Here is a 22915-nt window from a genome sequence, read left to right as displayed (position 1 = left end):
TGGAACGGGGCGGGGCGGGGGGCGTGGTCGGCGGTTCCCGGAAGGACGGGGCCGCGGCGCGCCCCGCCGGCCCGCCTACCGTTGACGTTCCGTTCCGGGAGCAGGCTCGGACGACCGCGGCGCAGGGGCCGCCCTGAGCAGCTCCGGATGGTCGGTCAGGTAGTCGTAGAAGAGCTGTGCGCCGACGCGCTTGCGGTTCTGTTGGCTCACGGCCAGCAGCCCCGCGGTCTGCGGCGCCAGCAGCGCGGCGAGGTACCGGCCGAAGCCCCGGTGCGTCTCGGGACCGTACAGGGCCGCCAGCGGGTCGAGGCCCTCACGTTCCGCGTAGTCGAGCCAGGTGAACAGGCCGTCCGACAGGTTCCACCGGACACCGGGCAGCAGGTCCCGTCGGAGAAGGTAGCCGGTGATCACCTCGGCCAGGTGAGCGTCCCGCGGCCGGATGACGTCGAGCCGGGCGGCCAGCACGGGACCGGCGGCGACAGGGGGCCCGCCCGCAATCTCCTGGTGTACGCCGCCCGGTGCCGTCGTCGTGGCCAACTGGCGGGAACCGGTGGACGGTTCCTCCGTTGCGCCGGCGTTCAGGCCCGCGAGGGCCTGCAACGTGGCCGCGCCTTCGGCCCCGAGACTCTGGTAGAAGCCCCGTGCCGCCGACATCCATCTGCGCGCCCGCTGCTTTCCCCGGACACCGCGCTGCGCCTCCTGCGTCACCTTGGGCCCGAAGGACGCGATGACGTCGGCCGAGGGTGACAGCAGCGCGTTGCCTCCCCCCGTACCCGCCATGCGGACGTGCCGGCACCAGACCTGCAGGGATTGGGCCAGCGACTCCCGCCTCTCCGCGTCCCGGTGGGAGGACAGCCAGTCGTGCACCCGGCGGGCTTCCGGGTTCCCCGGACCGTGCGGGGGCTGCAGGTCGTTGAGCAGCTGCCGTGTCGCCAGCCACCCGTAACCGACCGGCACCTCGATGCGCACGCCCGGCTCTCCGGCGGCGGCGTAGGGGAGGCTGGTGACACCCGCCAGGCTGCCGGCGTAGGAGGTGGCGACGGACGGCTCACCGAGCACGGCGAACGGGTCGAGGTCCGTGGCAGGCGGTGCCTGAGGCGCCTCGTCGATCCAGGTCTCCCCCGCGTTCCGGGCCCACTCCGACAGGGCTCGGGCCTTCGCCGGGGCGGCGTCCCGGTCGCCGGAGAGCAGGACGGCGCTGACGGTGTCCACCGCGTCGTTCGTCAACTGCCAGCGCCGCAGGGACTCGTCGTCGCCGCCCCACTGCGGTGGCCAGCCCAGCAGGTCCGACGCCTCGGAGTAGACCTGTAGCAGATTGTCCGGAACGGTGCCGGGGGTGGGCTGCCGGCCCTCGCCGCCGGCCAGCAGATCGCCGTCCGGTTCTCCCAGCAGGTCCTCCGCGACGAGCACCAGTTGCCTGGTTCCGTCCGCTGCGAACTCCTCTGCCAGGACCTCGAAACGGGTACCGGCGGGGACCGTCACCTCGGCGGAGTTCGCCGAAGGCTCCGGAGAACGGACATGGAGCCACAGGTGTGTCCCCCGGCCGTGCGGCGGCAGCTCCCGGTGCGCGGTGAACGCTCCGTCCCACGTGATGCTGCTCCCCGCGCCGTACCGTCCGGCCACCGCGTCGTCCAGCCACAGATGGGCCTGTGCGGCATGCGGATGCGACGCGGTCAGGGCCGTGTGGAGGGTGCCCGCCGCCATCAGCTCCTCGGGCATGTCCCCCGAGAGGTCGTGGAGGCCGCTCCGCAGCGCCTCGGTCGGGACCTCGCTCAGTGCGTCGTCCGCCTCCGCGCCCTGCGGCGGCTCCTGCGCCGCCTGCGTATCCGTGCTGCGGAGCAGTTCGGGGTGTTTGGCGAGGTAGGTGTAGAGGGCCGCCGCTCCGACCTTGTACCGGCCGAACTGCCTGGCGAATTTTCCGTCCTCGACCTGATAGCTCTCAAGGAACCGGGCGAACCCCTCGTCCTCCTCCGGACGGTGGAGCCCTCCCAACGGGTCCACGCCCAGTGATTCGACGTAGGCGAGCCAGAGCCTGATCCCCGGCATCTTGCCCCTGACCGTCAGCGGCCTGACATCCGGATCGTCGAAGCATCCGGTGACCGCCCTGGCAAGGGACTCCTTTCCCAGGGCCTGGAGGCCGAGGACCATCTCATGCGCGGTGACGGGCCACCCCTGGGGGTGCTCCCTGGGCACCTGCGGCACCGGGACGGAGGCGCGGGAGAACGTCGCGAAGCTCTGCTCCGTCGGGGCCGACGGCTGCGCCTCCCGCGCTACCGGCCCATCCAGCCGGAACCGGCTCCTCCCGGACGCCGCGCGCCTCTGCCCTGCCTGTCCGGACGCCGCGCGCCTCTGCCCTGCCTGTCCGGACGCCGCGCGCCTCTGCCCTGCCTGTCCGGACGCCGCGCGCCTCTGCCCTGCCTGTCCGGGCGGGTAGGTGTCCACCCGTCGAGTCCGTGTGGGCCGCCCACGCCTCGGCAACGATGCCTCCGTGAGCCCCTGGGAGTCGTCCGCCGTCGTGGCCCGTGTCCCCGCGGGGGGACGGACACCGCCGCTCCTCACCGGCCCGGGTGTCCCCGTACCCGGTGTACGGCTACGGGACCGGCGAGCCGCACGCTCATCGCTCGTGCCGATCCACGACTCCCCGCCCTCATACGCACGCGTGGTCAACCGTCGCGCCGCCTCCGCGGCGGCCGTCGGCCCCGCGGTCTCGTACACGTGGCCCACCCGCTGCAGCGCGTCATTGAACAGCTCGGTACGGCGCACCACTTCGCCGTCCGGCAGCTGCTGGTCGTGTGCGGTCCGCATCCCGGAGGGCCATCCGAGGAGGTCCGCGACCAGAAGGTAGTGCTGCACCATGCCTTCCGGGACAGAGGCAGGTGTGTCCTCCCGGGCGGGCGGCAGGGCCTGCTGCTGCTCCTCGTAAACCCCCGTGTCCAGGAGGAAGTCCTCCAGGGTGCCGGGGTCGCCGTCCCAGAGCGCGGCGGAACCGAACTGCTGCGAGGGAGGGCCGTCATACGGCCCGGGGAAGGGCTCGAAGCCCATCGGTCCGGACAAGGGCTCGACGTTCATGGTGTCCATGGTGTCCATGGCGTCCATGGCGTCCATGGCGTCCATGGCGTCCATGGCGTCCATGGCGTCCAGGTCAGCCGACGCCCGCGCGTACGGCCCCGGCTCCCGAACATTGCCCAGGTGCGTTCCCTGCCGCGACGTGGACGGCCCCTGCCCGGCGCTCCCCGTGCGCCGCCGGCCCCCGCGATCCGGCGCCCCTCCGTACAGAGCGTCGCGCTCGTCCTCCGCGCGGATCCACGGCCTGAGGGCGTGCGGCAGCCCCGTCGTCAGCGACTCCACCTGCGCCTGCGTCAAGAGCGCCAACTGCTCTGCATGGAGCGTTACGTGATGTCCCCGCAGGTACTGCTCCCGCTGCGCCTCCGACAGGTGGTCCCGCAGAGCCTGCGGCAACCCGTCGAACTCCGCCTCCCGCTCCCGTCGGGACAACTCCGCCACACGCTGACGCGCAGCCTCCGGCCCCTTGAGGAACAACGCTTTCTCCACCGCCGCCAGCGCATCTCTCCTGGCCTGCCGACGCCGCGACGGCTCGGCACCGCCCATGGCGGGCATCGGCCACCGCAAATACCCCGACACCAGCCCGGCACACCACTCCCCACCGGGGGACACCAACTGCTCAGCCGTGTAGGCGCCGTGCCGCTCAAGAACGGCGGACATCCCCCGTGGCAGGTCCCCCAACTGATGCGCCAGCGCACCCAGCCACGACACTGCCTCACCGGTCAGCCCCAACGCCTGCGCGAACCGCCGTACGTCTTCCTCACCGAACGGCACCTGCTGTGCCGCGGCCCCGGGGCCGGGGTTCTGCCCCGCCGTAAGGCCACTGTCCGTAGCACCCGAGCCTCCGTCCGGCACCGGGCCGCCCGTCCCGCCCTGCGGGAAGTGCGGCCCAACGGACAGGATGGTCCCGTTCATGGCATCGAACGTCACCCGCAGCGCGAACGGCAGACCGGAGACGTCGGTGACCAGTACGCCGGCGTGGCCGTCCAGCGGCCGGCCGGCACCGGGCCGACGGGTCGCCAGGTAGGCCGTAACGCGGACCCGGTCGGTGGTCCAGCCGTCCGGGAGGGTCCCCGGGACGTGCTCCGTCTCCCACGCGGAGGCGGCGAACCGGTGGCGGAGCCGGTCCGCCAGGTCGGCGGCGGCGCCGGCCGACACCTCGGCGCCCGGCACCCTCGCGGTGGACGCGTCGTGCACCGCGTGGACCTCCGCGTCCGTGAGCAGCGCGCCGACCGTGTTCCCCTGGAGTTCCGTCAAGGCGGCGTCGATCGCCCGCTGCGAGTACGCGCCCGAAGCGTCGGTGACCGCTTGCCAGTCGGCCGCCGACGGCGGAGGCGGCGGGAGGTGCCGCAGGAGCCGGGTCACCAGGGCGTCCACCTCGAAGCCGACCGGATCGATGCCCAGCAACCGCTGTGCCGCCTCCGCGCATTCCTCCTCACCGCCCGAGACGAGCGCGGCGACCAGCTCCGCGACGGAGCCCGGCGTCCCGTCCCGGCCGGCCGGCAGGGTGCCGGCCTCCGGGTCCGCCGCGGCCACGGTGAACTTCACCGGACGCGCCGTCCCCGCCACCTTGTCGTATACCGCGTCGACGTGCCGCTGGAGGCGGCGCAGCGCCTCCTCGTACGCGGCGGCGTCGACGCCGTCGTCCGGGCCGGGGCGCGGTACCTCGACCGTGAGTTCCACGCCGTGCTCGCCACCGGAGAGCAGCACGTGCCGCACGCCGAGGCCCGAGGCCCCGCCCGGTACCGGCAGTTCCGTGCGGACCTGCGGCCCGGTGGCGAGCACCGCGTCGTCGCGCCACTCCGGCAGCGGCTGGCGACGGGCCGGCCGGATCCAGCAGTGCTCGTCGTCGCGGACCAGCCCCTCGATGCGGACGCCGTTGCCGACGCCGGACCACAGGTAGCCGCCGCCGTAGAGGGTGACGTCGCCGTTCTCCAGGGCCCGTTCGTGGGCCTGTGTCACCGCGTCCCCCAGGTCGTCGGGCGACCACGCGGCGGGGAACAGCGCGTGCCACCTGCCGCCCGCCGGCTGCTGCCAGATCCCCGCGGGGCTGCCGGCCTCGCTCGCCGGAGCGGACAGCTCCACCCAGGCGGTACGGACGCCGTTGCCCCGCACCTCCTCCACCTGGTGCGGCACCTTCCCCTCGCCCTCCAGGAGGATCTTCGTCCGCACCCGGAGCCGGATGCCGTTCCCCCGGTGGACACCCGGCGTCTCCGGATCACCGGGGCCGTCCGTGTGGTGGGCGGGGAGGCTGCGCGCCCGGTCGCCCTCGAAGAGCAGCCGGTGCAGTGCGCCGGTGATGCGCGGCGGCGCGAGGGCGCGCAGCTGCACGGGTACCGGGCGGGGGCGGAGATCAGCCTGGACGGGGTGCGGCCCGAAGTCCGTGACGTTACCGCCCGCGTCGCACTCGCCCCACAGGCGCACGCCCCGGTAGACCCCCTCGAAGCGCTGGGCACCCGCCCCCTCCTGGACGCCGCCGTCCCGCAGCCGGTCCAGGTACACCTGCTCCAGGGCGTACGTCACCTCGTCCGGCGTCCAGTGGGACGGCAGCATCAGGACCGGTTCGGACGTGTGCGGCGTGCGGACGAAGTAGGTGCCGTTGGCGTGCTCTCCGTCCACCTGGCGCGACGGGGTGAGTGCCTCCCGTCCGGCCGGGTTCAGGAGGCCCGGTGTGCCGTTGCCGTTGCCGTGCAGGACCCGGTGCCGGACGGTGAGCGGTACCCGGACGGGCGCCCCTTCGTGTGGTCCGGTGGCGGGTCCGCCGTTGCCCGGGGCGCCGGCCTGGCGGCCGTGGTGCGTCGCCTGGAACGGGCCGGACCGGCGGCCGGAGCCGCGGCCCGGCCTCTGCGGCATGGCCTGCCGCACGGCGGTGTGACCGCGTCCGGACGGCCCCGCGTGCGGCGGCGCTCCGGTCGTGGAGGTGCCCGTCAGGACGGCGTGGAGGTCCGCCTCGTCGTCCGCTACCGAAGCGGGGGCGGCACGGTGCGTGACCCCGTCTCCGCCGGGCGCCTGTGCCCTCGGAGGCACGGCGTTGCCGCCTGCGTCCTCCGGGCCACGGTTCACGTACTGCGCAAAGTCCACGTCCTCATCGCTGTCCCAGAGCGCGTCGCCGTCTGAAGGCACGGCGTTCTCGCCTGCGTCCCCCGGGCCACGGTTCACGTACTGCGCAAAGTCCACGTCCTCATCGCTGTCCCAGAGCGCGTCGCCGTCTGTGCGGACGTCGTCGGAGGCGCCGTGCGGCGGCACGGAGGGCTCGTTCGGCAGGACAGCGGATCCCTGGCCGCCCGGGGCGGTCGCCGGCCCGTTCCCGGGACCGGGCGTCCCGGCGCCGCCGCCCGTGATGCCCGACGGGTCGGCGAGCCCGGCAAGCGACCAGGAAGCGCGAGCGCCCGGGGCCGGCTGCAGTCGGTAGTCGCGGATGATGCCGCCTGATGCGGTCTCGACCCGCAATTCCGTGTCGGGGTGGCCCGGCAACTGCATGGTGTGGACGGTCCTGTAATTGTTGCTGGCCAGGCTCTGCTTGGCCTTGCGGAAGGCGAGCAGCCGCAGTTGCTCTTCCGTGATCTCCGGCGGGCGATATTCCGTCCTTTCCCGCGTCCATGCCTCGTCCCGGAAATTCGCACGGACCCGGGCGAGCAGTTCCTCGACGGTGCTCTGCACGGTGGCATGGGGCGCCGTCCGCTCTGCGTCGTAGGCCCGGAGCAGCGGCTTGGCCTCGCTGTCCCGAAGGATGCCGAGCGGTGTGAGGTCGTCGAGCAGAGCCGCCACTTGCGGGGCGGCCGTCTCGGGGAACCATCCCCCGGGTTCCGGCATCGGCAGGGCCGCTTGTGCCGCGACGAGAAGGGAGTAGACGGCGAGGGGATCCGGTGTCACCCCCAGCAGCATCTCCGCCCGTTGTGCGTCAGTTCTGCCCTCGGCCTCCGAGAAGATCCGGTCAGGCGGCGTCACGCCCCGCTCATCGGCGTCCGGCTGCCGGAATTCCAGGTCGAAGCGGATCAGCGGCAACCCGTCGGGGCGCTGGAGGGAGTTGTACTTCGTGTCGATGCATTCCTGAATCCTCTGTCGGAGCGACTCATGGTCCTGCGCCTGCTCGGGTGTCAGGGGCGACGGCGCCGTGACCTTCCGTACCAGCCGCAGGCCCAGGTTGCCATCGCTGAGGGCGACGTACGACACCTCGAAGCGTTTCTCCCCACCGCGCACGCGCAGATCCCGTTCGTGCCCGCCGGTGCTCGCGACAAGTTCCTCCTCGTTCCAGCGGCTCCACGCGCCCCTGGACTGTGCCGGGGCGGGGCGGGCCCACACGTGCCGTCCCTGGAGGACGTAGCCCTGGATACGGACGCCGTGGCCCTCGCCGGTCCACAGGTAGCCGGCCCGGAGCTCGCCGTTGTCATCCGCACCGGGCCAGACGAAGCGGCCGCTTTTCAGGGCGTCTTCGTGGGCGGTGTTGAGGGCGTCCCACAGGGTGTCCGCCGTCCAGTTCGCCGGGAAGACCAGGTGGTAGGTGTGTTGGCTGTCGAGGGCAGGGCGCCAGTTGTCGAGGTCGCGGCTGGCCTCCGAGAGCGGCGACACCGTGGGGTCCAGCAGACGCACGCTCGCGAACCGGACCCCGTTCTCGGCGGAGAGATCCGGGATCACCTGGTAATCGACGCCCCAGTTCGCCTGGGTCTGCGGGTTGAAGGCGTGGTAGCCGCCGACGCCGTTGAGCCGGTCGCCGTAGAGGATCACGCGTTCCGTGGTGCGGGTGATGCGCGGCGGGCCCTCAGGAGCGGGGTCGGGCAGGTGGTTACGGAAGAGCGGTGCCTGGAGCAGCTTGCCGGTCTCGGGGTGGGTCTGGCCCTCGTGCGGGGCGAAGTCGAGGATCTGGCCGGTGCCGTCGATGACACCGCGGATGCGCAGCCCCTGGTAGACCCCGTCGAACTCGGCCCGGCCGGTGGCCGCGTCCAGGGTGCCGCCAGGTCGGCGCCAGTCGAGAAACGCCTGGCGAGCCGCGTACACGACCTCGTCCTCGGTCATGGTGTCGGGGAACATCAGCACCGGCTCGTCCGGCTTGGCCCAGGGCTCCGCGAGGTCGCCGGCCGTGGTGTGGTGGGCGGTGCCGTCCTTGAGGGGCGTCGCAAGGCTCGGGAACGACGCGAGGTAGGTGTAGTTGGGCAGCATCGGACCGATGCTGCGCTTCGGGGGTTCGCGGAGGGTGGAGTGGTTGCGCGGCGCCAGCCGGCCCGGCCGGTTGGTGCCGGGATCGCCCCACAGCACCTTGTGACGCACCTCCTCGGGGACGGTGACCTGGTCGAGGGCGGACGGCAGGGGCTTGGGGACCTCACCCGCCGCGGCCCTCGCCTCGTCCGGTGAGAGCAGCAGCTCACCCATCGGCACCTTCCGTTCGCCCGTCAAGGCGTCCTTCAAGGAGTCCGTCCAGCCCTTCGTGGTGCCCCCCTCGCCCGGCACGTCACCGGCTGCGAGCTGTGCCCGCTCGATGGACGACCAGAGCATCGACAGGTCGTGCGGCAGCCACCGCTGGTTGCGGACCTCGGAGCCGCGGGCCACCGGCAGATCGGCGTTGAGCCGGATCTCCCCCCGCTTGTCGGTGTGCTGCGCGGACATCACCGAACCGTCTTCGTCCAACGGTCGCGGCCGGTGCTCCTGATACCAGTCCTCACCGCCGAAGAGATGGCTCGCCTCATGGAGAAGGACCAGCGTGAGGGTCGTGACGTACCACGTGGCGTTGCTCGCCCGGCCGGCCCCCGGCAGCAGATCGACCACGTGGTGGCAGCGGTCCGCGTCGTCGGTGAACTCCACCGCGAACTCCACCAGGTCACCGTTGGGAAAGCGGTGTCCCACGTTGTGGTGCACACGTACGACCTTGGCGGCCAGCTCCTTGATCGCGGCCGTCTTCTCGGGCGTCACCCCGTCATGGGGACGCAGGTGGATGGACGTGACCAGCCGGGCCAGTACCGTCCCGTCACCGAGCTCGTAGCGCCGGACCTGGAACCGCTGGAACGGCACGGGGCCGAGCCACCCGATCCAGTGCTTGAACTTGCCGGTCGGCGGGTGCACCTCGATCGGTGGTCCGATCTGCTCTCCCATCGGCACGACGCGCACGCGGTAGCCGTAGGCCCCCGGCGTGCTCAGCTCCGGCGCGAACTCGACGGCGGTGACGACGCCCCGGGCGCCGGGCCGGAAGATCACCGGGGCTGCCGGGTTGCCCGGGAAGAGCCGCCCGGTCGTGACGGACGGGAACGCTTCGTAGACGATCTCGACATTGCCCGTGCCGGACGGCGCATCACCCACCGTGCCGACCGCGAGGCCGAGACCGAACTCGTGTCCGACCGTGTACGGAAGCCCGGTGGAGGTCGTGCGGTGCCGTGCCACGCCGGTGTACTCGTCCAGCCTGCGCAGGCCGGCGGCGGTAACGGCGGCGGTGACCACCGCGGGCAGCGTCCGGTCGGCGAGGCCCTGCCGGAAGTCGGGCAGGGCCTTCCCGGCGGCCAGCGCATACACCGCGAACAGCTCCCGGGCCGCGTCGGTGACCTGCTGGACGGGCGGGTGCTCGCCCTCCACCGGGACGGGCGGCTGGTCGCCCGCCACCCGGTGGAGGAAGTCCCACAGGCCGCGGGTCTCCTGGGTCGTGGCGCGGTGCTGTGCCCGGAGCATGTCGAAGTAGCCGTGGTCCAGCTCGGTGAGGTGAGGGTCCGTCCGACTGATGCGGTGCAGCGGATCGTCGGCGAGCAGCCAGCCGTTGCGCCAGTCGGTCACGGCCAGCCCCTCACGGGTGAGGGTGCGGGCGTACTCCTCGCGGACGCGCTCGGGCGTCGCGAACAGTTCGGCGAGGTGGGTGAACCGGTCGTGGTACGCGCCCTCGTACCGGAACAGTGACGGAGTGCCGCCCGTCCGCGCCAGCGACCGGTGCCCGGCGTTCGCGGAGATGCGGTAGGCGAACAACGGGCCCTGCGGGTGCATCGCTCCCGTGGGCCCCTCGCCCGCCAGGTAGGGGGCCGACTCCTCGGCCTGGAGGAACTGGAGCACCTCACCGAACAGCTTCTGGACCGTGGAGGTCGTCGGCGTCTCCGGGGCGGTGAGCCTGACCGCTGCCGCCACCAGGGCGTCGAAGACCTCCTCCGCGGTGAGGGCTCCCTCAAGGTACTCGCGGACGTGGTCGCGTACCCCGCTGACCTCCATGGCCTTGAGGACGTCGTCGTCCCCGTTGAACACGGCGCGGTGGCGCAGGAACATCTCGTCGTCGTGGTACACCATCGGCCCGTGGTCGCCGGACATCGGCAGGCCACTGAGCAGCAGCGCCTTGACCAGGGTCGCCACCGGCACGATCCGGTCGGAGCCGGGACCGGCCTCCCAGGCCAGGCGCAGGAACTGCCGCACCTTCCGCTCGGCATGCACCCTGAGCGAATCCGCCGGCCCGGGGGTGCCGTCCGCGCCGGGCAGCAGCGCCCGCCGCAGGTCGGGCCACGGCCCGGTCAACCGGCGCAGGGTACCGGTGCTCCAGGAGCCGCCGTGGCGCACCTCACGCATCAGGTCGGACACCGCGCCGACGGCGTCCGTGACCCACGCGGTGGCGTGGGGCTGCGGCGGGGCGAACGTGGTGCCTGCGGTTCCGTCGGTCTGCGTGGTGAGGTCTTGGGGGGTGCTGGCCCACGGCGCCACCATCTCCGCCATGAAGCGGCTCACTCCCGCCTCGTGATCCCCCTCCCCCAACGCCTTGATCAGCAGCAGGTGTTCGCCGAGGAACGTGTCCAGCCCCTGCTTGCGCAGGTGGTACGAGTCCTGCGGCCCGCCGTCGAGCAGCGGGTGCGGCGTCCTCCGGGACTCCGGCAGCAGCGACTGCTCCCACGTCGCGTAGTGCGAGCGCAGCAGCCGCAGCGCATGCCGGGAGCGGTTCAGATTCCCGGCGCTCTGCTCCGCCGCGGTGAGCCGGGGGTCGAGCGCGGGGTCCAGCGGGAAGGCGGTCTGCGACAACCCGCCGGGGAGGGGCGGGGCGCCGGTCGGCGACTCGCCGTCCAGCTCGGCCGGCACGTCCTCCGTCGGCTCGTCCGTCGACTGCCCCTCGCCGTTCGTGTTCCCGGTGTCCCCGGACGCCGTTCCGGGCGGCGCTCCCCCGGCCGTGGCGGGCGCGGCGGGAGCCGCCCGGCGCACCGGTCCGCCGTGGGAGCCCTGCGCGTCGTTCACCGGCCACGACGCGCTCGACTGCGGCGGGTTCGGTACGGAGCCGCCGGACGGCTGCGGGCCGCCCGAACCACCGCCGGGGAGTCCCAACGTGTCGCCCCCTGGCCCCGGCGTGAGGTCCCCACCGCCCCCGGTCTCAAGACGCTGCAGGTACACCTGTGTGCGGCCATCCATCCGCATACCGGTCCCGACGACCACGAACTCCGACGACGCCGGAACCAGCACCGCCCCGCCGGTGAACTCACCGTGGAATTCCTGCCACCCCTCCGGCAACCGGCGACCGTCCCCGCCGAAGAAGCACAGCTCGACGTTCTGCCCCTCCTGCGGGCCCCCCGGCTGCTGCTGTCCTTCCTGCGGGTACCACGACGTGCGCGACAACGTCAGCAGCGCGTGCGAACGGACCCGGTCACCAACGGCGTACCCCCCGGGCCTCTCGACGGCCCACTGGAACGCCCAGTCGCGGTGGGGCGCGAACCCTGCAACCGTGTTTCCGACGAGCTGCAGCAGCAAGGCACCGTTCAGAACCGGCATGCTGACCACGCTCTGCGCCTCCGCACGGAACCCTGCGTCGCCCAGCGCCCGCGTCAGCGCCTCGCCCACCGTGACGTCGCCGGACACCAACTCCGCGAAAAGCTCGTAAGGCAACGACGCCAAGACGTTGCCGAACTCCTCCGGAAGGTTCAACGACGCAGTGAGGCTGACGTCGTCCGGGACGTTCTGCGGCACGTACCCGCCGGAGCGGCCGGGGCCCAGCAGCAATTCCATCGCGTTGGAGAACAGCGCGTCGATCAAATTACCCGCGGAGTCGTGAACACCCGAAGCGTCCCGCTCCATGGGGTGGTTGTCGGCTCCGCCCCCGGAGGCGGACGCCTGCGTGACGGCCGTGGGCTGCCCACCGTCCTGCCCGGGCTCGACCACCCCTTCGAACTCGTCCCAGTTCCAGAGATCCTCGGTCTCCTCCACCGCCTCAGGGCCGTCGTTCCGCACCTGCGGCCCCTCGGGCTCTTGAACCACCGGCCCCGCTGGGGCACCCCCCTCGCCCTCCATCTGGTACGGGCCGGACGCCGATACGCCCGCAACGCCGTCCTCCGGCGCTGCGGTCCGCAGACGATCGAGCACCCGGTGGTAGAAGTCCTCCGCGTGGCCCCGCCGGTCGTCGACACCCTGCTCGATCTCCTGCCTGGTCTCCGCGTCGATCTCCGGCTCGACGAGTCCCCGTTCCGTCATCAGGATGTTCTCGAGGTAAGCCTTGTACCCGCCGTCGGCCGAGGGCGGGAGAGCCTCCGTCGCTTGGGCGACGCCGAGGTACTTCAGCCAGCACTCCACCGCATGCACGCGCACACTGCGCGTCATCTCATCCCCGGCCGTTCCGAAGAACCCGTCCGCCACCTGCGCGTGCGCCGAGAGCACACCGTACGTCGCATCGATCCAGAGCAGCACTCCGTTCGCGTAGGCGTCGGCGCCGGACAGCGGAGCGTAGGCCCCTGAGGTGTACGGGGCACTCTCGACGGGCCCTTCGGCCAGGGACCAGGTGTCGCCGTTGTTCCCATGGGACACCAGGTCATCCCCGGGGCTTGTCGGAAACTCCACCCCCTCAAGCTGCCACGGCCCCCCGTCGACTTCCCTCGCAGCGGAGGCTTCTTGCCGCTCCTGGTCGCCAGGCTCCATCGGGAATGCCGCATCGTGGAACAGCTCATCGAACGGGTTGGCGGTGTCGGGGCCCACCGGGGCCTCCTCCTGCGCCGCGCCACTGTCGACGTCCTGACCGGCTATCTGCTGCGAAGCTCCCCGAGCAGGCCGGCTGACGGCCTGCTCGGACTCGACCACATCCTCGAACTGGCCCCGGCCCGGGTCGTCGAAATCCACTGCATCTTCGTCCGTCGCGTCGTCGTGCGGCCTCGGCCTTCGAAGAACGTCCGATCCCCGTTGCTCGAGAGTCGTCAGCCCCTGATCCCTCAGCAGGGATTCCCGCAACTGCTGCAATTCCGGAAGGCCACGCAGGTAAGTGGTCAGCGCGCTCACAGAATTGACGAGGCCCTTACGCCAATCCCGGCCAAGGCTTCCTCCTGCAGGGGAAGCAAGATGCCTACCAAATTCGTCACCCTGGTACAGGCCATCATGGCGGCTCAGCACTACTTCCCAGAAATTCACTTGCTTCGTGTAGAGATACCTGTCCCATGCCACAAAGGCCGTCTTGGCCCTTCTCTTCGACGCGTCGTTATGGTACGCCTGAACCCAAATCCGCACAAGATCCAGCAAATTGTCTTCAGCGTGACGCGTCACCACATCCTTAGGGAACTCCACACCCTCACCGGGCCTCACCTCGTGTACGCGCCCAACCAGCGTGCTAATAGAGCTGACAAAACCGTCACGTTTACCGGCATCGCAATTTCCCCCGCCAGGGGACTCCAAGTACGCAGCGAATTTGGCACGGTCGAAAGAGAAAGGCCCCCCGGACACCGCCTCTGAGAAATCGAGGCGCTGCTCAGCGAGATGGCGTTTCCACTGCAGAAGCGCCAACCAGGCCCGGCCGCGCGAATTCCCCTCCGCGTACGTCTGAAACCACCGCTGCACATGATCCAGCCCACCCGATCGCGACTTCCCGGTCAGAAAAACATACCTGAAGTAGCCACGAACACGGCCGACGATCTTCTTTCGCTCGGCGGCGCGATAACTCCCCCCCGAAACGGAGGCCAGATAACCCGCAAAATCCTCTTCGCGGAAATGGGAGAATTCACCGGAAACCGTATCCGAAGAGGCAACCCCCTGGGCAAGTAGATAACTCTGCCACCGAGAAATCGCCTGCTCGGCCAGGTGCGAACCCGTTCCCTTGCTTTGCACCCACTCCTGATGAAGGTCAGCATCACCGCCGGCAAGTCCGCCGGCCGAGATGCTGTCGGAGTGCTCCTCTCGCGCCACGCCGACCCGACGGTCCTCGGTCGGCCGAGGCACCGGAGGAACGACGGTCGACTCCGCATGCTCCCCACCGGTCCTGGAAGACGGTGCCAACCGCCGCAAGGACGAGCCCGCCCCCGACGCCTGCCGCGACGCAGACGACTCCCCCGCACCACCACCGGTGTTCCGCCGCCGGGCCGGCGCCTTCGGCATACCGCCCGGCAGCCCCCCACGCTCCGCCGGAATCCGCGACACCAACGTGGCCGGCAACCCGGGCACCCGCGCCCTCGCCCGTGCATCCGACAGCGCGTGGAACTGCGCCTCCGCAAGCGTCACCCGAAGGCCCGCCAGGAACGCCTCCCGCTGCTCCGGCGTCAGCACCTCCCGCAGCTCCCGCGGCAGCTCCGCGAACTCCCGCTCCCGCTCCGCCAGGGAGAGTTCCGCCGCCCGCTGACGCGCGGCCTCGGGCCCGTCCACGAACAGGGCGTGCTGCACGGCGTCCCTGGCCGTCTGCGCGCGCAGGAGGTACGTGTCGCCCCGCGTGATCGCCACCGGCCAGCGCAGATACGACCACGCCACCGTCGTCCGCATCCCCGGATCCGTCAGCAACTCCTGCGGAGCGACTCCGTGGTGCACCGCGGCCTCGTTCAGCGCGTGTGGCACGCCGCCCAGCGCCTTGGCCAGCGCCACGAGGTGCGCCGCCCCCTCGTACCTCAGGCCCAGGGGGCGCAGTGTGTGCGGTACGGCCTTGAGCTGCTCGGCCAGGTCCACCAGGTGGGGCACCGACTCGCCCGTCAGGCCGAGGTCGCGGGCGAGGCCCACCAGTTCCTGGCCGTCGAACCACGGGTGACGGTCCTTGTTGTTCAGCTCGCTGAACCGCTTCCGGTCCAGCCCCAATGCCTCGGAGCGCCATGCGGAGGCGACCGTCCTCAGGTCGTCGCGGTGCTCGGCGGCGTATTCCCACAGCGCACGGCGCTGCTCGGGCGTCGCCTCGTCATAGCTCACGGGCATCAGGCCGGACGCCTGCGGGTCCTGCCTCACGTACGCCGCGAGACCGGGGAGTTCCTCGATTCCGGCGCCCCATGTGTGGAGCGTGGTGAACAGCGACGTCACGTAGGCAGCTTCGGGGCCGCCCCGCATGAGCAGGTCGAGGACGTCGACGCCGTTCTGCTCCAGCAGATGCTCGAAGCGCTGCTCATTCCAGCCGAGGAGGTTGGCGCCCCTCTCCGCCTGGGCCAGCAGATCGCCCCGGAGCACGCGGAGCAGGCTCCGCTGCTCGCCGTGCAGGCCGACCATGTCGGCGACGTACAGCAGGTTGAGGGCCGACGCCGGGTCGACGTGCAGCTTCTCGGCCAACTCGCGGACGTCCCCCACCCCGGACCGTCCCTTGTCCGCGCTGTACTCGTAGAGCGCGTGCATCAGGTCGCTGTCCGCGCCGGTCCGGTGGACGTAGTCGGCCATGGCGCCGAGCGTGACGCCCCGGGAGGCCAGCCGCGCGTACTCCTCGACGCTGCGGTTGCCCCCGGTGTTGCCGCGCCGGCCCGCATTGTAGGCGACCCAGTCCTCCAGCCTCGTCATAGCCGCGATGCCGCCCGGGGCCACCTCGATCTCGTGCTGAACGTCGCCGCCCCGGGCCGCCGCCGTACCGTCGATCGTGGCCAGGAAGTCCACGAAGTGCATGTTCCGCAGTTCGTCGAACGTACGCCCGCCCATCAGCAAGATCACGTGCAGCGGCGACAGCCACCGTCCCGTCCACGCCCGCTCTGCGGCGCCGTCGGGACCCGTGAACGCGGGGTCGGACAGGGCCCGGTACAGCCAGGCGCGGTCCTGCGGCCCGCGGGCTCCGGTCAGGGCGGCGACGTCCTTGAGCAGCCGTCCGTACTCAGGGGTGTCCGGGATGCCGAACACGTCGCGGAAGTGCGAGACGGCCGCCTGTTCTTCCTGTTCGACGTCCGGCAGACCGGGCCGGAGAGACCAGTGGATGCCCGGGACCTCCCCCGGCTCCACCGGCAGTTTGGCCAGCTCGGTGAGCACGTCGACGACCCGCCGCACCGCGTCGTCGTATTCCTCCTGCCCCTCCTCCCGGTTCAGCAGGTGGAACAGGCTCCTCAGGTCGTCCGGCGCGGCGAGCGAGTGGAGCGTGTCCAGCCGCATGGGGAAGCGCTTGAGCACCTGGTAGAGGGATTGCGGGTCATCGCTCAGCCCGAGGACGTCCAGCGATTCTTGAAGGGCCTCCGGATCCGGGACTTCCTTCGTCTCCCGGACCAGGGCGACGAGGTCGTCCATCGGGACGTCCAGCATGTCGTGCAGGGTGCCCAGCCGCAGGACCTGCTCCGTCGTGAAGTCCGCGAGTACGTCGCCGTGTTCGTCGACCAGCGCGGACGCGAGCTGGGCGGAAACGAGCCGAGGCTCGACGCCCTCCCGCACCGGAGGGGGGTTGCGGGTGTACTCCGGCAGCTCGAAGATCTCGTCGTAGGCCGGCGGGCGGGCGCCGGTACCGGCCATCGGCACCGTGAGGCCCGCAGTGTCCTCGACGTCGTCGATGACCGTTTCGGCGTCGCGTTCCTCGGGCCGGGACAGCAGCTCGTTCCGGATCCAGTCCATCGAGATGATCGGCTCCGGCTCCAGCTCGCTGTCGTCGGAGGCGTTCGGGGTGCGCTGCGGTTCTTCCTCCAGGGGAGGCGCGTCGGGACCGGATGCCTCGTGGTCCTGCGGGGTTGCTTCCGCGAGGGCGGTGTCACGGTGGTGTTGCCAGCCCCAGAGCTGCTGTCCGAACTCGGCGAGCGCGACGGCGCGCAGAGTGGCCACGGACCGTCCCTGGGATGCGAGATGGTTCCGGAACGCGGCGAGTTCGGCGACGTTGAGGTGCAGACCCTGGTCGGCGAAGAGGGCGAGGTCCTGCGGCTCGTAGCCGGCCTGCGCCAGCCTGTCGCGCACAGTGGCAACGAGCGCTTCCACCGTCGTGGCCCCCGCCCCGTCCGGGAGGAAGCCCGCCGGGTGGAGGGATTCCAGATCGTTCGGCTGAATGCCGAGCTGATGCACCAGCTCGGTCAGGTCCGGGACGCTCAGCCCCCAGGCGTCGGCCAGCCAGCGCACCGTTTCGTCGTCCGCCGGGGCGGGGCCCTGCGGCGGCTGGTCGTCATCCGACACGTCCTGGCCGTACCGCACGTACTCGTCGTCCGACGCGTAGTGCCCGTACCGCACCTGCTCGTCGTAGCGCGCGCGGTTGCCGTACGGCGCGTAGTCGTCGTCCGACGTGTAGCCGTCGTCCGACGTGTAGCCGTCCTCGCTGCCGCCCTCGATGTGGTCGTCGAAGTAACCGCCACCGAACTCCCCGGTGGGAGTGAGGGATCCGCCCATGCCCGACCGCGGTGCGCCCGCCTGGGGGGACGTGGCGGCGCCCGACGCGCCCGACGCGCCCGACGCGCCCGGGGCGTACGGGTCCGGGCTCAGCCGCCCGCCCGGGTGGGACGACGACGGGGCGCCGCCGCGCAGACCGGTGCCGGAGACGGGCAGCCCGTGCTGCTCCAGCAGCTGATCGGCGGCCTCCCTGGCGTCCTCGACCGAGTCGAACGTGCCCCTCTTCGCGGCAAGTTCGGCGGCCACCTGCCGCATCTCCCGCCGCTCCGGGCTCGGCGTGCTGCCGGGCTCGGAGATGGCCATGCCACCCCGCAGCAGGCCCAGTGCCCACTGCAGGTCTTCCGAGACCGGGGTGTGGTCATCGCCCGTGCTACCGGCGGTCCGGTCGGTGGCGTCGGCCTCCGAGGACGGCGGGACGGCCGGTGCCTTCCCCTTCTTCCTTTCGGAGAGCCCCTGGGGACCGGGCGTCGGCTCGCCGCCGGTGCCGGATCCGCTCGCGCCCGAGGCGGTCCCGCTCGCACCGGTCAGCGTCGCGTAGATGTCGTCGAACGGTGCGGAACCGTGCGGTTCCGTGTCGGATTCGGTCAGCGCGCTCTCCTCGTCGGTGACGTGCGCGGATTCCAGGGAATCCGCGCCCAGGAACGCCGTCACATGGTGTTGCCCGCCATCGCTGTCGCTGTCCTCGTCGTTCCCCTCGGCGTTCCCCTCGTGGTTCCCCGCGTCCTTCGGTGAGGCAGGGGACTCCTCCACCGCGCCCGCGGTCGGCCCGCCGGAGAAAGGGAACTCCTCGGCGTCGTCGAAGCCGAACGACTCGTCATCGCCAAAGCCGTCCTCGTCCGAATCGGCGTCCGGCTCGGTGTCGGCCTCCACGGACGCATCATCGGAGGAATCACCCGATTGTGTGGAGGAGAGGTCCGAGCCGCCGGAGCTGAAGGAATCGCCATCGGAGTCGTCGGAACCGGATGAGTCGTCATCGGAGAAGCTGAAGGAATCGGATGCGGCTTCCCGCTGCTCGTCCCTCCCCGCAAGGGATGAACCCGAGACGAGGGAGTCGGTCTCCTCATCCAACTCCTCCTCATCGGAAGTGAATTCCTCCTCTTCGCTGGAGGTGAATTCCTCCTCTTCACTGGAGGTGTATTGCAGGGTCTGGTGCGCCGGGTTCCGGTCCTCGGTTCCGCCGCCGGACGGACCGTTTTGGCCGGCCTGACGTTCCTGCTCCTGCTGCGTGACCTGGAGGAGCATCTCCATGGTTTCCCGGACGAAGGCGTGATCCGTTTCCTGAGCTCCGCCACCCGAAAGCCAGGTGTCCAGTGCGGTGACGATGCCGGAATCGCCGGTGCCCACGGGGTGGGCCTGCCGCACGGGGCGGTTCTCTCCGTCATCGAGTTGCCAGAGAGCCGCCCCGTCGTCGATGGCTTCCACGAAGCCGACGAAGTCCAACTCCCGCAACGCAGCGAACGACTGGTTCGGCACCCGCCGATGGGCCAGGTAGTCCATGAGCTCCAGGACGTGTACGGGAGCCAGCCCCCGTACGTTCCCCTCGCGGGACTCCGCACCGCCGGGCCCCGTGAATACGGAGTCCGCCAGGGCGCGGTACAGCCAGGCGCGGTCCTCGGGGCCGATGGCGCCGACGCGCACCGCGGCGTCCTCAAGCAGCAGTGCGAGGCGCTGGCTGTTCTCCAGCCCGAAAACGGTGCAGAAGTGCTGGACGGCGGAGTCCACGGCCTGGTCTCCCGCAAGCAGTTCCGGAAGGAGGGACCAGTGAGTGGCGAGGGCTTCCTTCTGCCGCAGGTGCCGAGCGAGTTCGTCGGCGATCCGGGCCTCCGCGTCGGCGTGCTCGTCGCCGCCCCCCTCACGCAGCGGCTGGAAGAGCGCGGTCAGCTCGTCCGGCCCGGCGAGCGAGCGGAGGATGTCCAGCCGTACGGGGAAGCGCCGGAGCACGCGGTGGAGGCCGATCGGGTTGCCGGACAGGCCAAGGGCGGCCACCGACTCCAGGTACGCGGCGTGGGACGGCACCTCCCCGGCCACCCGGGCCAGGGACACGAGGTCCGCCATCGGCACGTCCAGCGCGTCGCGCAGCGCGCCCAACCGCGTGATCTCGCCCTGGGTGAACCCGGAGAGCAGACTGCCGTGCTCCTCCGCCGGCGCGGTCACGCGCGCGTCCCGCTCGGTTTCGTGCGGCCGCTGGTCCTGCTGCGGAGTCAGGGACGACCGCTCGTAGGACGGGGGCCGCTCACCGTGCTCACCGGCCGAGCCGGTGGCGTCGTCGTAGGACGGCGGCTGGAGGGTGTTCGCGGTGGACGTCCCGGAAGGCGACGCCTCGGTGGCCTCGGCCACGGGCAGGGACGGCGTTGCCCTCCTGTTCCGGGGCGAGTGGGGCGAATCACTGTGGCCGGACGGCAGCTCCAGCCAGCGCGTCACGGCCTGCCGCGCCTCCTCCCACGTGAGCTTGCCTCCCTCACCGTTGGCCGGATCACTCGGGACGGTCTGCCCCTGGCTCCTGGCGGCCTTCTGCAACCAGCGGTGCAGCGCATCGAGAGCGCGGTAGTCGGAGAGAAGGTCCGGTCGCTTGCTCTCCAGCTCCTCGAAGAGGGTGTTGTAGTACCGCACATCCTCGGCGGACGCGTCTGCCAGTCCCCGCAGCGACGTGTGGAAGGAACGCAGGAACGAGTCGGCACGCCGGTAGTGTGCCGTGCCGCGCTCACTGTCCGTCACCGCGCCGGCGTCGGGGCTCCCCCACTCCTTCCGGGTCACGGGTACGAGCTGGGCGCTCCCCCTTTCGAACTCCTCCCAGTCCTTGGCGTACTTCGTCTCAAGGGCCAGCAGGCGCCCCCGCATGTTTCCGACCCAGATCGGCGTCGGCTGCCAGTTGTCCCGCTGGACCGGTTCCCTGGTACGCCCGTCGTGCAGGTCCGCCATGTCCTTGGGGAACAGCCGCACGAGGCCAAGCGCGCTGGCACCGATGGCGCGGGCCGCACGCTGTACGGTGTCGCGCCACTCCTCGTACGGCACTTCCTCCTCAAGAGCTCGCAGCGCGGCGGGGTCGCGGTCCTCCAGGTGACCGGCCAGCCACCTGGTGACCTCGTCCTCGATCGTGGCCGGCTGGGCACCTCGCAGCGCCTCGATCGACGACCGTTGCGCCGTGAGATATCCCCGGAAGGTGCGGAGGTCGGTCAGGCGCACCTCCTGGACACGACCGGTGAACCAGGCGAGGTCCGAGGGGCGGTAGCCCTCTTCGGTGAGCCGGTCGCGCAGCACCATGGCGGGCCGGGAGCCCGGCGCCGCGTCCCCGCTCACCGTCGGCTCCCACAACCGGTCCTCCGGCGCGAGCACGGACAGGTTCTCCACGGTGACGTCCAGCTCGTCCGCCAGCCTGAGCACGTCCGCGGTCCCCAGGCCCCACGCCCGGGCCAGCTCCAACAGGGCGGCGCGGGCTGCCTCGGGGAGGTGCTGCTCCTCATGGACGAGCGCGGCGGCGTCCTGATCACCGTCCGGGCCGCCGTGGTGCTCGGTGCCGGCCTGGTCGTGGTTCCCGGCGCCGTCCTCGCCGGCGGGGTCGTGCTCCGTCACGGTCCGCGTGGTGTCCGCGACGGGTGCGGAAGCCGCCGCGTGCAGCGCCTCGTTGAGGAGCCGGGCCAGGTAGGCATGCTGCTCGGGCTCGAAAAGGGCATGCTCCTCGGGCGTGGCGGACGCCTGCGGGCGCCACAGCACCTCGCGCATGTGCCGTGCCTCCGGCAGCCAGGCGGACTGACCGTCCCGGACGAGGGTCGCCACGGCCACCATGTGCTTCACCCACTGCAGCTTCAGCTGCTCCGCGTCCGGCTGGGGCTCGTCGTTCCGGACGGTCCTGTCCCCGTGAGCGGACGTGTCCCCCTCGGCGGGCGTTTCGGCCGGGCTCTGGGCCCACGGCCGAACGCCCTCGGGCAGTTCGGCCGTGGCCGCCAGGAGCGCCTCCAGCAACGCCTTCCGCTGTTCGGCCGCCGTCGCGCGAAGCGCCGGGCTCACCTCGCTGTTCCGGCCCAGCTGGTCCAGCTCGGCCACGAGGTGCCAGCCGTCCTCCTGACGTGCCTGCGGCGCGGCCGCGTTCTTGGGCCGCTTCTCCCACTGGCGCAGGAGACCCTTCGCCTCCTGGACAAGCTCCTCGGGGGTGCGGGGCTGCGGAGGGGCCGTCCGCGACGGGCCTTCCTGCTGCACGGTCGCGGGCCCGGTGGGCGGCGCCGACTGCGGCACCGTCACCCCGGTCTGCCCCGTTCCCGTCACCGGGGTGCTGCCGGAGCCGGAACCGCTCGCCCCGGAGAATCCTACGGTCGTGGGCATGGGCCTGTCCTGGCCGCCGGGCAGCCCCGGCCTGAGGGTGATCCCCCAGGCGCTCAGCTGCCGAACAGCCTCCTGCCGCGCTGCCTCACCGCCGTCATCCGCGGGGAACTCCCCGCGGCGGCGGGCGATGTCCATCAGTACGCCCCGCATGACCTCCTGCACCCCAGGGGTGTTGAAGACCAGCGGTCCGCGCAGGAGACCGGCGGCCCACAGCTGGTCCTCCGGGGAGGCGTCCATCCCCGCCGGTCCCTGCGGGGGCTGGGCCGGAGCAAGCCGGTCCTGTGTCCAGGCGCCGTTGTGGGGACGGCTGACGATCCGGCCGTAGACATGGGTGTGCTCGTCGAGTTCGTCGGTGTGGACATGGGTGACTTCCCAGTCGAAGTCGCCTGCGAGCAGCAGTTCCCGCTCGGCGTCTCCCTGGATGGCGACGGCGCCGAGGTAGAGCGCCGGCGCGCCCTCGGGCACCAGCAGATGCAGGTGGTAGGGCCGTTCCTGGAAGTCCTCGGCGATCCGGCCGAGGGAGGTCGACACGTAGCGGGCCTCGTGCAGGGTCAGCCCCGGCGTCACCTGGCCGATGTCGCCGAAGTAGTCCGCGTTCACCCCCTTGACCACGACCAGGGGGCGGGGGACGGGGTGCGTTCCGAGGGCCTCGTTCAGAGTCCTCATGTGCTGTTCGGTTGCGGCCAGGGCCTGCTCGAGGAAGTCGAGGCCCGACATCGGCGTCGCTTCACCGCCGATCACGACCCCGTCGATCGGGGTCCCGTCGGCCAGGATGTCGTCGTAGTGTTCGTCCGGGTTGATGCAGTGGTACTCGCGTACGACGCGGAGGAAGCGGGTGAGGGTGCCGTCGCCGGCGTTCAGGTCGTGGGCGAGCGCGTTGAGTTCGAGGCTCGTCGGTGTGTAGGGCAGCCAGCGGACCGGGAAGTCCCCGGGGTCGCTCGTATAGTCCAGCAGCGCCTGGCCCAGATGGGCGTCCAACGCCTCGATGTGGGCATTCCACTGGCTGGCCCCAAAGTCGACGCCCTCCTCCGCCGACGAGAACGTCAGGGCATGCGGGAAGAGACGCTGCTCCATCTCCCTTTGCTCATTGTCCAGTTCGCCGCTC

General features: G+C 71.4%; 1 protein-coding gene (only partly in view). It reads right to left on the bottom strand.

Annotated features, from left to right (window positions below; all coding sequences use genetic code 11):
- Positions 1-75: 75 nt before the first annotated feature.
- Positions 76-22915, bottom strand: the final stretch of a protein-coding gene (locus OG422_RS25395; protein ID WP_405745953.1) for a hypothetical protein. The gene runs 23711 nt beyond the window's last position; the window shows 22840 of its 46551 coding nt (coding positions 23712-46551); the start codon falls outside the window, past its right edge; its stop codon occupies positions 76-78.

Origin of the sequence: Streptomyces sp. NBC_01525 (genome assembly GCF_045040405.1) — a bacterium.
Lineage (GTDB): Bacteria > Actinomycetota > Actinomycetes > Streptomycetales > Streptomycetaceae > Streptomyces > Streptomyces benahoarensis.
Note: the sequence above shows the minus strand (reverse complement) of the source record. Positions and strands in the feature narration are given on the sequence as shown.